We start from the raw sequence: 11,758 nt of genomic DNA, 5'->3' as shown, positions 1-11,758 counted from the left end.
AACGGGTACACCACGGATGCGGTCCTCTCCCCGGGTGTCCGCGCCCGGAGATAGCAGGAGGCGACGGCTGGAGTTCCTGGCTCACCCCGGGGGGCTGACAGTGGCGGGACCGCGCCGGAGTCGCACCGGCTTCCTCCACTGCCGTCGCAGTTCGAAGGCCATCAGACCACGCGCCCCCCTCCGGGCGACAGGCCCGCACGACTTGACGGATCGGAAAGTCACGGAGGAGACTTTCCGACATGGAAAGCGACGAGGTGCACAGGGACCGTGCGGCGGCCGACCTGGCCGCCCTGCAGGCCGACCGGACGGCGATGGCCGACCGGCTGCGGCAACCCGGCTGGTACGACCCGGCCCTCGGCGTGCTGGTGGCCGGCTTCTTCGCGACCTACTCGTTCGGCTACCCGTGGGTGACGCTCGCGGCACTGCCCGTCTTCCTGGGTGGCATCGCGCTGCTCATGGCCGGTTACCGGCGGCACACGGGGACGTGGGTCAACGGGTTCCACGGGGGTCCGGCAACGACGAAGGTGGTCCGGGCCTGGCTGGTGGCGTGCGTGGTGGTCCTCGGCGCGGGGCTGCTCGCCGAGCTGGCCTTCGACGTCCGGTTCGCGATGGTCGTGGCCGGCGTCGTCCTGGGCGTCGGTGCCGCACTGCTCAGCCGCCGGTGGACGACGGTCTACCAGCGCGAGCTGCGGGGCGAGCTGTGAGCGCCGACCGCGAGCAGGCCGCCGCCGACCTCGCCGCGCTGGACCGCGACCGGGCCGCACTGGCCGAGCAGGTGCTGCAGCCCTGGTGGTTCGACGCCGCGCTCGGCCTGCTGCTCTTCGGCTTCCTCGCCGTCCAGGCGGTCGACGCGGCCTGGGTCACCGCGCCCGCGCTGCTCGTCTTCGCCGGGGGCCTCGCCCTGCTGGTGCGGGTCTACCGGGCCCGGTCCGGGGTCTGGGTGCACCCTCCGGCGCGGGTCGTGGCCGGGTGGGGCGCGCTGGTGCTCGTCGTCCTGGTGCCCGCCTACCTGCTGTCCTCCCAGGGCCACCGGTGGGCGCTGGTCGTCGCCGGTGCGGTGCTGGGGCTGGCCGTCGCGCTGCTCAGCCGGCACTGGGGCCGGGCCTGGCAGCGCGAGCTGCGGGAGGGCGTGTGACGGCCGTCGAGCCGCGCTTCGACCAGGTCGTGCACGCCCCGCCCCGGCTGCAGGTGTGCGGCCTGCTCGCCGCGGTGGACACCATGGAGTTCGCCGCCGTCCGCGACGCCGTCGGGGTGAGCGACTCCGTCCTCTCCAAGCACGTCAAGCAGCTCGAGGACGCCGGCTACGTCCGGGTCCGCAAGGCCACGATCGCCTCCCGGGTGCGCACCAGCCTGTCCCTCACCGCCGAGGGCCGGACGGCGTTCGGCGCGCACGTCGCCGAGCTGAAGCGGATCACCGGGGGCTGACCACCCCGAGGCCCCGCAGGGCACGGGTGTAGCGACGCCGGTACACCCGCTGCGCCACCAGCAGGACCGGGAAGACCACCCGCCAGGGCCCGCGGCCCGGCCCGGTGACCGAACGCAGGGTCAGCCGGACACGGCCGTCGGGGTCGCGGTGCAGCACGAAGGCCTCCTCGCCGGAGACCGGGTGGCCGGGTCGGGTGGCGTAGGCGAAGCCGCGGCGGTCGGGGGTGTCGACGACGGCGACCACGCGGACCGGCTCGTGCACCCGGAGCGGACCCACCACCACGGTGAGCCGGAGGTCCTGGCCCACCCGGACGGGCCCGGGCGGCTCGACCCGGAAGCCGCTGCGGGTCTTGACGCCCCAGGCCAGCAGCGCGGCCGAGGCCGCCGCCCAGTGCGCGTCACCCGAGCCGGTCACGGTGGTCTGCGCGTGGGTGCGGCCGGGTGGCCGAGTCCACTGCCGGGCGGCCGGAGCGGTCTGCACGGTGGCGTCGGCCGGGTCTGTGCGCACGGTGGGGATCCTGCCGGGCAGAGTGGGCACCCGTGGACGGGGGACGACGCACGCTGGTGCTCGACTGGGTCGCCGTCCTCGCCGTCGCCGGGGCGCTGACCGCTGCCTTCGAGCTGCTCGGGGTGCCCTCGGCGACCCTGTTCGCCGGCCTGCTCGCCGGGCTGGGACGGGCGCTGCTGGTCCGCCGCCGGCTCGGGCTGCCCAAGCAGGGGATGACCGCCGCGCAGGCCGTCGTCGGCGTCTCGATCGGGGCCCTGGTCTCGGTCTCCACGCTGCAGACCATCGCCACCGACTGGGCCCCGGTCCTGCTGGTCACGGTCGGCACGCTGCTGCTCAGCCTGGTCGCCGGCCAGGTGATGGCGCTGCGCAGGGACATCACCCGGGTGACCGGGGCGTTCTCGATGATCGCCGGTGGGGCCTCGGGCATCACGGTGATGGCCCGCGAGCTCGGTGCCGACGAGCGCATGGTCGCCGTCCTGCAGTACCTGCGGGTGCTGATCATCGTGTTCGCGATGCCGGTGGTCGCCGCCGTCGGCTTCGGTGCCTCCAGCGCGGACGCCGGTCCGGCCGCCGCCGACGGGCCCGGGTTCTGGGCCGGGGTGCTGTTCACCGTGGTCTGCATCGCCGTGGGCATCCCGTTGGGCCGGCTCACCCGGATCCCCGTGGCCTCGCTGCTCGGGCCGATGCTGGTGGCGGCCACCCTGGACCTGACCGGGCTCTCCCAGGGCGCGCAGGTCCCCGCCGCGCTCGAGGGCCTCGGCTTCGTCGTCATCGGCCTGCAGGTGGGGCTGTCGTTCACCCGGGACAGCCTGCGCACGGTCGGCCGGGCGCTGCCGCTCGCCCTGGTCACCATCGTCGCGGTCATCGGGGCCTGCGCCGGGCTGGGGGCGCTGCTGGCCGCGACCGCCGACGTCAGCCCGCTCACCGCCTACCTGGCCACGACCCCCGGCGGGCTCTACGCCGTGCTGGCCACCGCGACCGACAGCGATGCCGACGCGACGTTCGTGCTCGCCGTCCAGGTGTTGCGGCTGTTCGTCATGCTGCTCACCGCGCCGCTGGTGTCCAAGCTGCTCCTGCGGGGGCGCTGAGCGTGGACCCGGCCCGTGCCGACGAGGTCTTCGTCGCCGCCCTGGAGGCCCGGCCGGGCAGCCGCAACCGGCAGCGACTACGGGTGCTGGGTGCCTTCGTCGCCGAGCTCGCGTGGGGACTGCTGCCGCACCCCTCGGTCAGCGACCTCGTGGTCCGCCGGCGGGACAGCGGGGTGGAGGTGCTCCGGCTGGAGGCCGGCGACCCGCACACCAGCGGTGACCTGCTGCGCCAGGCCCGCGAGGCGATGGGCCGGCTCTCCCCGGCCGCCTTCGAGTACCAGTGGGGCCTCGACCGGCCCTGACCTCACCAGCCCAGGACGCGGCGGGCCTCGGTGGCGACGGCGTCGAAGCGGCGGCGGTCCAGGGTGGCGCCCTCGCGGCGGACGTCACCGGCGTCGATCTGCAGCACCCGGTCCACCCGGACCTCGCTGGGCCGACCCTGCCGGTCCCAGTCACCGCTGCCGATGTCCACCCAGTGCCGGCCGTGCCGGGCCTCGTCGGCGGCGTCGCGGTCGTGGTCCTTGCTGGTCAGCATGAAGCCGAGGAGGTCGGTGCCGGTGCGCCCGACGACGAGCACCGGTCGGTCCTTGCCGCGGCCGTCGCCCTCCTCGTAGGGCACCCAGGCCCAGACGATCTCGCCCGGGTCGGGGCGGCCGTCGTCCCGGGGGGCGTAGTCGATCTCGCCGCGGCCGCTGAACTCGCCCGCGCCCCGGGCCTGCGGGCGGGCCAGCGCATCGCGCGAGGGCCGGTCGGGGAGCTTCGCCGGGGCCCCCGCACCGGCAGACCGGCGGCGCAGTTCCTTCGACCCCTCCCGCACCACGGTCTGCACCACACGGGAGAGCACGGACTTCCAGCCGGTCGCCATGCCCCGCGACGCTAGGGGACGACGACGCCGCGCGCGCCCCCACCCCGGTCGGCCGACACACCCGGACGGGAGGGGCACGCGGGGCGGGTGTGGCCCGATGGGACGAACCGGTCACACCCCCGTTTGAGCTGGGCGTTCCCGGGTCATCCACCGAGTGGGCGGCGGTGCCGCTCCACCACGGGAGGCGGTCGTCATGACCAGCGCAGAACCGGTCCGGCCGGCCACCACCACGACGGGCCTCTTCGGCACCACGAAGATCCAGGCCTCCGTGCTCGCCTCCTACCAGCTCGTCGAGGACGCCCGGCAGCGCACGCCCGAGCACGTCCGCAAGCGCCAGCGCGCCCGGGCCCGCGCCGAGCAGGTCGTCGCCGTCCGCAAGGCCGCCCGCGAGTTCGAGCGGGCGGAGCGTCCCGTCGTCCCCACCGTGGTGGCCTCCGACTTGAGCTGAGGCCCTCAGCTGAGGCAGAGCTCGTTGCCCTCCGGGTCGGCGATCGTGATCCACGAGGACGGCCCCTGCCGGCCGCGGTGCAGCTCCCGGGCGCCCATGCCGAGCAGCCGGGCCAGCTCGGCCTCCTGCTGGTCGGCACCCACCCGCACGTCCAGGTGCACCCGGTTCTTCACCGTCTTGGGCTCGGGCACGAGCTGGAAGAGCACCCGGGGCGCGGCCGGCTCGTCGGGGTGCCGGATGGCCGCACCCTCCCGCCACACCAGCTCGCCCCGGTGCTCGGTGGTGTCGGACTCCTGGGCGTGACCGGCATCGACCATCCGGCGGATGAACGCCTCGTCGCTGGGTTCGCGGGTCCAGCCCAGCGCCTCGGCCCACCAGTCGGCGAGGTCGTGCGGGGTGGGGGAGTCGACGGTGACCTGGAAGACGTGTGCCATGCCGGCACGCTAGGACCACCCACCGACAGTCCTCGAGGGGCAGCGTCGCCCGGGCGACCGTAATCTCACCCGGTGCCGATCAGCTCGCCCGAGGGCAAGGACTGGACCCGTCAGAAGATCCGCGAGCTCGCGCCGGAGTCGCTGCTGGACGTGGGAGCCGGAGCCGGCACCTACGCCAAGCTCCTGGCCGAGGACAGGCCCGCGCGGCTGACCGCGCTGGAGGTCTTCGAGCCCTACGTGGAGAAGTACGGGCTGCGCGAGCTCTACGACGAGGTGGTGCTGGGCGACGCCCGCACCACCGAGCTGCCCGCCGCCGACGTCGTCGTCCTCGGTGACGTGGCCGAGCACATGACCGTCGAGGAGGCCCAGGACCTCTGGCGCCGGGCCGGCGAGGCCGCCGGGCGCGCGGTCTACATGAGCATCCCGATCGTGCACTACCCGCAGGGCGAGCTGGAGCACAACCACCACGAGGTGCACGTGGTCGACGACTGGGACCACGACAAGGTCATGGCCGCCTTCCCCGGGATCACCGACACCTTCCGCGGCGAGGTCGTCGGGGTCTACGAGCGCCGCACCGACTGATCGGAGGGTGGGGGCGCAGACTTCCTGCGCTCCCACCCTCCACTCAGAGCTCGAGGGCCAGTTCGGCGCGCATCTCGGTGTCGTCCTGGGCCGGGGTGGCGGCCTTGGTGTGCTCGCGCCAGACCTGGCCCATCGGCGGGAACACCGAGCGGTGCACCTGGGCGCCCGGGTCCCACAGCCTGGAGCGCATCACGGCCTTCGCGCAGTGGAAGTAGGCCCGCTCGACGTCGATCACGGTCACCGACAGCGGCTGCTTGCCGAACTCGGTCAGGTCGGCGTCGACCTCGGCCGGGGTGACCAGCCGGGCGCGGCCGTAGACCCGCAGCGTCTCCTCGATGCCGGGCACGAAGAACATCAGCGCCACCCGGGGGTTGCCGGCCAGGTTGCGCAGGCTGTCGACCCGGTTGTTGCCCTGGCGGTCGGGCAGCGCCAGCGTGTGCTCGTCGACCACCCGGACGAAGCCCGGACCGCCACCGCGGGGGGAGACGTCGGGGAAGCCGTCGGGGTCCACCGTCGCCAGCGTGGCGAACGGCGAGAGCTCGATGAACCGGGCGCAGTGGTGGTCGACGTGGTCGATCACCTTGTCCACGGCGCGGGTGGACGCAGCGGGGTAGCTGGAGACGACGGTGCTCACCTGCGCAGGAGAACACACCCCGGGTTGCGTCCGTGTTGCCCGGCCTACCGTCTGCAGCCGTGTCCCTCACCTGGAGCGCCCCGGTCCGGTACAGCGAGTGCGACGACCAGCGGGTGGTCTTCAACGCGAACTACCTCGTCTGGGCCGACGAGGCCTCCAACGCGTGGTGGCCCTCGGTCGGGCTGACCTGGGACCCCGACGGCGTCGCCGGCGTGCAGCCGATGGTGAAGGCCTCGACGTTGGAGTGGACCGCCAGCGCCCGCTGGGGGGACGTCGTCGACGTGGTCTGCGCGCTGGACTCCCTCGGCCGGACCAGCCTCACGCTGCGCTTCACCGTGTCGGTGGGCGGGCGGCTGTGCTGCGTCGTCCGGACGACCTACGTCGCCACGTCGGACGGCGCGGCGGTGCCCTGGCCGGACGTCGTCCGGGCCGCCGTCACAGCCGGCTGACGGTCTCCCGGTCCTCGACGCCGCGGTACCACTGGTCCAGCACCTGGCCGAAGAGCGGCTGGTCGGGGTCGGCCCGGCCGAAGAGCGTCATCGACGAGCGCAACTTGCGGTCGTCCGGGGAGTGCAGGACCTCGAGCGCCGTGCGGTCGGGGTGGGCGAGCAGCAGCTCGGTGACCTCGAGCAGCCTCGGGCCGAGGACCGGGTGGGCCAGGTACTCGCGCGCGGCGTCGAGGTCGGGGATCGCGTAGCGGCGGTTCATGTCCGAGGTGCCCAGGCCGGCGAGCTGGGGGAAGACGAACCACATCCAGTGCGTCCGCTTGTCCCCGGCGCGGAGCTCGGTGCGGACGTCGTCCCAGAGCGGGTCCTGGGCGTCGACGAAGCGCTGGGTGTCCATCAGGAGCCTCCGGGTGGGAGCAGGGGGAGACCGGACGGGGCGCCGGCCTCGATCAGGCGCCACAGCGCGTCGGTGTCGGCGTGGTCGGCGATCAGGTCGCCCAGGGCGTCCAGGCGGGTCTCCCGGACGGCGGCGAAGTCGGTGTCCGCGGCGACGACGAAGCGCCGGCCGGTGAGCCGGGCGACCTCGGTGAGGAAGGCCCGGCGGAAGCCGTCGTTCTCCAGCGCGCCGTGCCACGTCGTCCCGAAGACGGCCCCGACCCGGGTGCCGTCGAGGAACGGCTCGCCGCCCTCGACGGTCACCACGCCGTGGTGGATCTCGTACCCGCGCACCTCGTGGCCCAGCGCCTGTCCGACCGGGCGGCCCAGGGTCTTCTCCCGGGCGAAGACGACGTCGGTGGGCAGCAGCCCCAGCCCGTCGACGGCCCCGGCCCGGGACTCCACGTCGTCCACGATCGTGCGGGCCAGCATCTGGTGCCCGCCGCAGATGCCCAGCACCGGCTGGTCGGCAGCGGCCCGGCGGGCGAGTGCTGCGTCCAGCCCGCGCTCGCGCAGCCAGGCCAGGTCCGACACGGTCGAGCGGGTGCCGGGGAGCACCACCAGGTCGGCGTCGGCGAGCTCCTCGGGGCGGGTGGCGTAGCGCACCAGCACGCCGGGCTCGGCGGCCAGTGCGTCCAGGTCGGTGAAGTTCGACAGCCGCGGCAGCTGCACGACCGACACCCGCAGGACGTCGTCCCCGCGTGGCGGGAGGGAGGGGCCGCGGTCCCCGGCGAGGTCCAGGGAGTCCTCGACGTCGAGCCACAGGCCGGGCAACCAGGGCAGCACGCCGAACGTGGGCCGGCCGGTGAGCCGCTCGAGGGTCTCCAGGCCCGGCGCCAGCAGGCGGACGTCGCCGCGGAACTTGTTCACCAGGAACCCCGCCACCAGCGCCTGGTCGGCCGGTGGCATCAGCGCGACGGTGCCGTAGAGGGCGGGGAACACCCCGCCGCGGTCGATGTCGCCGACCACGAGCACCGGCAGGTCGGCCGCGGTGGCCAGGCCCATGTTGGCGATGTCGGTGTCGCGCAGGTTGATCTCGGTGGGGGAGCCGGCACCCTCGCAGACCACCACGTCGAACCGGCTGCGCAGGTCGGCGAGGCTGGCGAGCACCTGCTCCAGCAACGCGGCCTTCATCGGCCGGTAGCTGAGCGCGGTGACGTCGGCGACGGCCTTGCCCAGGACGACGACCTGGCTGGAGTTCTCGCCCCCGGGCTTGAGCAGCACCGGGTTCATCGCGGCCTCGGGCTCGACCCGCGCGGCGGCGGCCTGGAACACCTGGGCCCGGCCGATCTCCGCGCCGTCCGCGGTGACCCCGGAGTTGTTGCTCATGTTCTGCGCCTTGAACGGCGCCACCGAGACGCCCTGGCGGACCAGCCAGCGGCAGATCCCGGCCGTGACGACGGACTTGCCGGCGTCCGACGTCGTCCCGGCGACCAGCAGCGCGCCGCTCACCAGCCGGACTTCTCCTGTCCGGACAGCTCGGCGATGGCCTCCATGACCCGGTCGGTGACCACCCGGCGGGCCTTGCCGTTGCCGGCCAGCCCGCGCTGCTCGGGGAAGGTGATGGGCTCGCCGAAGGTGATCGTCACCTTGTGCGGACGCGGCCAGCGGGCGCCGACCGGCTGCACGTGCTCGGTGCCGTGCACGGCGACCGGGACGACGGGGCAGTCGGCGGTGAGCGCGAGCCAGGCGACCCCGGTCTTGCCGCGGGCCAGCCGGCCGTCGCGGGAGCGGGTGCCCTCGGGGTAGATGCCGAAGGCCTCGCCGGCCTCCAGGGCGTGCAGCACGGTGTCCAGCGCGGCCTGCGCGGCGCGGTGGGTCTGCCGCTCCACCGGCCGGGCGCCCAGCGCGGTGAACAGCGTCTTGGAGGCCCACCCGCTGATCCCGGTGCCGGTGAAGTACTCGGCCTTGGCGAGGTACCCGACCTTGCGCGGGGCCATCAGCGGGATGGCGATGGAGTCGATGAAGGACCGGTGGTTGCTGGCCAGCAGCAGCGGGCCGGTGAGCGGCAGCCGCTCCTTGCCGACCACGGTGGGCCGGCAGGTGAGGATGAACAGCGGTCTGAGCACGAACCGGGCGATGAAGTAGAACACCGCGCCTCCCTCCATCGCGTGCCCGACGACGGCGTCCGGGCAACCCCGGCAGTCTCCCCCACGCCCGGCGCCGACCGGGGGTGGGGCGGGTCACCTCAGACCACGGTGGACGACGGCGCCGGCCGCGGGGTGGCCTGCCCGCGCAGCTGCCGGTCCAGCCCGGCGAGCACCTCGACGGCGCTGCGCAGCTCTCCCGGGGGCCGGGTGAAGGGCAGCCGCAGCCGGTCGTCGAAGGCCGCGCCGGTGCCGAACACTCGGCCCTCAGCCAGCAGCAGCCCGGCCGGGGCCGCCGCTGCGGTGAGCGCCGCGGAGCTGAGCCCGGGCGGCAGCTGCGCCCACAGGCACAGCCCACCCGAGGGGATCGTGAGCGACCAGTCGGGCAGCTGCTCCCGCACCGCGGCCACGAGGGCGTCCCGCTGGGTGCGCAGCTGCTCCCGGCGGTGGGCCAGCACGGCGTCCAGGTCGCGGACCAGCGTGGTGGCGGCGAGCTGGTCGAGCAGGCCGACCGACAGCTGCCGGTGCCCCAGCACCGTGGCCAGCCGCTCCACCAGCGCCGCGTCGGTGCGCAGCCACCCCACCCGCAGTCCGCCCCAGACGGACTTGGAGAGCCCGCCGACGGTGATCATGGCGGCGTCGGGCAGCCCGGCGGCGACGTGCGGAGCGGGGTCGCCGTCGATGACGAGTTCGGCGGCGATCTCGTCGACGACGGTGAGCACGCCCTGCTGCCAGAGCGTCGCGGCCAGTCGGCGGCGGCCGGTGGCGCTCAGCGAGATGCCGGTCGGGTTGGCGTGGTCGGGCATCAGGTAGGCCATCCGCGGGGCGCTCTGCCGGGCGGCCAGCCGGGCCGCCTCGACCAGGGCGTCGGGGTCGGCGGCGTCGACCGGCACCGGGACGCAGCGCCCGCCGGCCAGCTCCACCGACCGGATCGCCCCGGGGTAGCTGGGGTGCTGCACCAGCACCCGGTCGCCGGGCTCCACCAGGGCACCCCAGACCAGGGCCGCAGCGTCACCGGCCCCGGAGGTGATCAGCACCTGGTCGGCCGTGGTCGGCAGGCCCTGGGCGGTGTACCGGTCGGCGACCGCTGCCCGCAGTTCGGGCAGGCCGACCGGCACGTAGCCGCTGCCCCGCGTGTACGCCTCCAGCCGGGTGAGGGCGTCGGCGTAGGCCGGAGCGAGCAGCGGGGACGCCGGGGACGCGCCGTGGGCCAGGTCCACCACGCCGGGGACGTCACCGGACCGCCAGTTCCAGGCCGGTCGGTCGTCGGGCAGCTCCAGCACGGTGCCCGAGCCGTGCCGGGTGTGTGCGAACCCGGCCTCGCGCAACGTCCGGTAGGCGCTGGCCACGGTCACCCGGCTGACCCCCAGGGCGGCGGCCAGGTCGCGCTCGGCCGGAAGTCGGGTGCCGACCGGCAGCTCACCGGTGACCACCAGCTCCCGCACCCGGCGGGCCAGCGCGGCGTACCGGGGCGATCCGTCCGTGTCCCCGAGCTGGGCGGCGAGCTCGTGCCCAGGAGTGGACTGCTCGGTGGCGACTGGCATGCGGACCACCATGCCGGACTGGACTGCTCGGCGCCAGTCCTCCGTGCGTCACGGTGGGTCCATGACCTCAGGTGGATTCCTCGCGCTGCTGTTTCTGCTCGGCTGTGGCTGGCTGTTGCTGGCCACCGTCCGGGCCGTCGTCCGCGGTGGCCTCGGCCCGGCCGACCCGCCGGCCAGCCACCCCCGCGTCGACCCGTCGGGTTTCCTCGTCTCGCGCTGACCGGGCCCGGGCGTCGATCAGCTCCGACGACCACCGTGCGTCCTGCGCCACCGGCGTCGGTGGAGGAGGACGCACGGTGGTCGTCTCAGCTGATCAACGCCGGGGGCGGGCCAGCAGGCGGGTGAGGACGGCGAGGGCGGCGGACGCCGTCCACACCGCGCGGGACAACGCCACCGCGCGGGCGACGTCGGCCCGGACCGGGGGAGCTCCGTCGCCCATCGTGGGGCGCTCCTCCACCCGGGTGCCGTAGACGTTGCGGCCGCCCAGCCGGATGCCCAGCGCACCGGCGGCAGCGGCCTCGCAGCGGCCGGAGTTCGGGCTGGGGTGCGCCGCGCCGTCCCGCCGCCAGATGCGCAGCGCCCCACCTGCCGAGCCGCCGACCAGCGGCGCGACGGCGACGGTGAGTGCCGCGGTGAGCCGGGCGGGCAGCCAGTTGGCGACGTCGTCCGCCCGGGCCGATGCCCAGCCGAACCGGAGGTACCGGTCGGACCGGTACCCGACCATCGCGTCCAGGGTGTTCACCGCGCGGTAGGCGACCAGCCCCGGCAGCCCGGCGACCGCACCCCACACCAGCGGGGCGACCGCGGCGTCGGAGGTGTTCTCCGCGACCGACTCCACCGTGGCGCGCACCAGCTCGGCCTCGCCCAGGGACGACGGGTCGCGGCCGGCGAGGGAGGACAGGTGCGCCCGCGCGGCGGGCAGGTCGTCGGCGGTCAGGTGCCCGGCCATTGTCGTCCCGGCCCGGCCCAGCGAGGTGCCGCCGAGCACCGACCAGGTGACGAGGGCGGTCAGCGCCGCGCGGGTGAGCGGCCGCGAGCGGGTGGACCGGTCGGCCGCCGTCCCCAGCGCGGTGACCGTGCCGACGCACACCGCCCAGTACGCGGCACCGGTCGCCCGGTCGTCGCGCCAGACGCGTCGTTCCAGCGGCGCGGCGGCCTGGCCGAAGCCGGCGACCGGGTGCCGGCGGCGCGGGTCGCCGAGCGCGGCGTCGGCCAGCGAGCCCAGGGCGAGGCCGGCGGCGGTCGGGAGGTCCACGAGGGGA

At 75.0% G+C, this 11,758-nt stretch carries 18 protein-coding genes and 1 riboswitch; of the genes, 9 read left to right on the top strand and 9 right to left on the bottom strand.

Features of this window, described 5'->3' with window-relative positions; genetic code table 11:
• Nucleotides 1–47: 47 nt before the first annotated feature.
• Nucleotides 48–178: riboswitch (cobalamin riboswitch) on the bottom strand.
• Nucleotides 179–239: 61 nt separating this feature from the next.
• Genes ASG36_RS06540 through ASG36_RS06530 form a run of 3 tightly spaced genes read left to right on the top strand, consistent with a single transcriptional unit; the run spans nt 240 to nt 1,425 of the window.
• A complete protein-coding gene (locus tag ASG36_RS06540; RefSeq protein ID WP_055760941.1) occupies nt 240–704 on the top strand; it encodes a hypothetical protein in 465 nt (154 codons plus the stop codon).
• Nucleotides 701–1,135 carry a hypothetical protein gene (locus ASG36_RS06535; protein ID WP_055760938.1) on the top strand — a complete coding sequence of 145 codons (435 nt, stop codon included), beginning with the start codon at nt 701–703 and terminating at the stop codon, nt 1,133–1,135. The genes ASG36_RS06540 and ASG36_RS06535 overlap by 4 nt, the downstream gene beginning before the upstream one ends.
• A complete protein-coding gene (locus tag ASG36_RS06530; RefSeq protein ID WP_055760934.1) occupies nt 1,132–1,425 on the top strand; it encodes a transcriptional regulator in 294 nt (97 codons plus the stop codon). Before ASG36_RS06535 ends, ASG36_RS06530 begins: the two co-directional genes overlap by 4 nt.
• Here the strand turns inward: ASG36_RS06530 and ASG36_RS06525 are convergent.
• Nucleotides 1,412–1,933, bottom strand: coding sequence for a DUF1990 family protein (locus ASG36_RS06525; protein WP_055760931.1), 522 nt, complete (start codon nt 1,931–1,933; stop codon nt 1,412–1,414). The genes ASG36_RS06530 and ASG36_RS06525 overlap by 14 nt on opposite strands.
• Before the next feature lie 32 nt (nt 1,934–1,965).
• On the opposite strand from ASG36_RS06525, the gene ASG36_RS06520 reads away from it, so the two are divergent.
• Both ASG36_RS06520 and ASG36_RS06515 read left to right on the top strand, forming a co-directional pair.
• A complete protein-coding gene (locus ASG36_RS06520; protein ID WP_055760928.1) occupies nt 1,966–3,021 on the top strand; it encodes an AbrB family transcriptional regulator in 1,056 nt (351 codons plus the stop codon).
• A 2-nt stretch (nt 3,022–3,023) separates the two neighbouring features.
• A complete protein-coding gene (locus tag ASG36_RS06515) occupies nt 3,024–3,323 on the top strand; it encodes a hypothetical protein (protein WP_055760925.1) in 300 nt (99 codons plus the stop codon).
• A gap of 2 nt (nt 3,324–3,325) precedes the next feature.
• Here ASG36_RS06515 and ASG36_RS06510 read toward each other — a convergent pair whose 3' ends face one another.
• The gene (locus ASG36_RS06510) at nt 3,326–3,886 is read right to left on the bottom strand and encodes a type II toxin-antitoxin system PemK/MazF family toxin (protein WP_055760923.1); all 561 of its coding nucleotides are present in this window, start codon (nt 3,884–3,886) and stop codon (nt 3,326–3,328) included.
• A gap of 193 nt (nt 3,887–4,079) precedes the next feature.
• Here ASG36_RS06510 and ASG36_RS06505 point away from each other — a divergent pair, with 193 nt between their 5' ends.
• Nucleotides 4,080–4,334, top strand: coding sequence for a hypothetical protein (locus ASG36_RS06505; RefSeq protein ID WP_055760920.1), 255 nt, complete (start codon nt 4,080–4,082; stop codon nt 4,332–4,334).
• 5 nt (nt 4,335–4,339) lie between these two features.
• Here the strand turns inward: ASG36_RS06505 and ASG36_RS06500 are convergent, their stop codons facing one another.
• A complete protein-coding gene (locus ASG36_RS06500) occupies nt 4,340–4,768 on the bottom strand; it encodes a VOC family protein (RefSeq protein ID WP_055760918.1) in 429 nt (142 codons plus the stop codon).
• Nucleotides 4,769–4,840: 72 nt separating this feature from the next.
• On the opposite strand from ASG36_RS06500, the gene ASG36_RS06495 reads away from it, so the two are divergent.
• Entirely contained in the window at nt 4,841–5,350 is a 510-nt protein-coding gene (locus tag ASG36_RS06495) for a class I SAM-dependent methyltransferase (protein ID WP_055760915.1), read from the top strand.
• 43 nt (nt 5,351–5,393) lie between these two features.
• On the opposite strand, the gene ASG36_RS06490 is transcribed toward ASG36_RS06495, so the two are convergent.
• Nucleotides 5,394–5,984: an MSMEG_1061 family FMN-dependent PPOX-type flavoprotein gene (locus tag ASG36_RS06490; RefSeq protein WP_055760912.1), complete on the bottom strand. Its 591-nt coding sequence runs from the start codon at nt 5,982–5,984 to the stop codon at nt 5,394–5,396.
• A 59-nt stretch (nt 5,985–6,043) separates the two neighbouring features.
• On the opposite strand from ASG36_RS06490, the gene ASG36_RS06485 reads away from it, so the two are divergent.
• Nucleotides 6,044–6,433, top strand: coding sequence for a thioesterase family protein (locus ASG36_RS06485; RefSeq protein ID WP_055760909.1), 390 nt, complete (start codon nt 6,044–6,046; stop codon nt 6,431–6,433).
• Here the strand turns inward: ASG36_RS06485 and ASG36_RS06480 are convergent.
• The 4 genes from ASG36_RS06480 to ASG36_RS06465 all read right to left on the bottom strand — a co-directional run bounded on the left by ASG36_RS06480 (nt 6,420) and on the right by ASG36_RS06465 (nt 10,496).
• Nucleotides 6,420–6,827, bottom strand: coding sequence for a DUF1810 domain-containing protein (locus ASG36_RS06480; protein ID WP_055760906.1), 408 nt, complete (start codon nt 6,825–6,827; stop codon nt 6,420–6,422). The genes ASG36_RS06485 and ASG36_RS06480 overlap by 14 nt on opposite strands.
• Nucleotides 6,827–8,317 (bottom strand): cobyric acid synthase, encoded by a 1,491-nt coding sequence (locus tag ASG36_RS06475; protein ID WP_055760902.1) that lies wholly within the window; start codon nt 8,315–8,317, stop codon nt 6,827–6,829. Before ASG36_RS06475 ends, ASG36_RS06480 begins: the two co-directional genes overlap by 1 nt.
• Entirely contained in the window at nt 8,314–8,958 is a 645-nt protein-coding gene (locus ASG36_RS06470; RefSeq protein WP_055760900.1) for a 1-acyl-sn-glycerol-3-phosphate acyltransferase, read from the bottom strand. Before ASG36_RS06470 ends, ASG36_RS06475 begins: the two co-directional genes overlap by 4 nt.
• A gap of 95 nt (nt 8,959–9,053) precedes the next feature.
• Nucleotides 9,054–10,496 carry a PLP-dependent aminotransferase family protein gene (locus tag ASG36_RS06465; protein ID WP_055762624.1) on the bottom strand — a complete coding sequence of 481 codons (1,443 nt, stop codon included), beginning with the start codon at nt 10,494–10,496 and terminating at the stop codon, nt 9,054–9,056.
• Between the two features lie 61 nt (nt 10,497–10,557).
• Here ASG36_RS06465 and ASG36_RS21800 point away from each other — a divergent pair, with 61 nt between their 5' ends.
• Nucleotides 10,558–10,716 (top strand): hypothetical protein, encoded by a 159-nt coding sequence (locus ASG36_RS21800; protein ID WP_157498590.1) that lies wholly within the window; start codon nt 10,558–10,560, stop codon nt 10,714–10,716.
• 93 nt (nt 10,717–10,809) lie between these two features.
• Here ASG36_RS21800 and ASG36_RS06455 read toward each other — a convergent pair whose 3' ends face one another.
• Complete coding sequence (locus tag ASG36_RS06455; RefSeq protein WP_235494646.1) at nt 10,810–11,751, bottom strand: cobalamin biosynthesis protein; 942 nt, start codon at nt 11,749–11,751, stop codon at nt 10,810–10,812.
• Between the last annotated feature and the right edge of the window lie 7 nt (nt 11,752–11,758).

This window comes from Geodermatophilus sp. Leaf369 (assembly GCF_001424455.1).
GTDB lineage: Bacteria > Actinomycetota > Actinomycetes > Mycobacteriales > Geodermatophilaceae > Klenkia.
The sequence above is the reverse complement of the archived record's forward strand: the minus strand, read 5'-3'. Positions and strand labels throughout refer to the sequence as shown.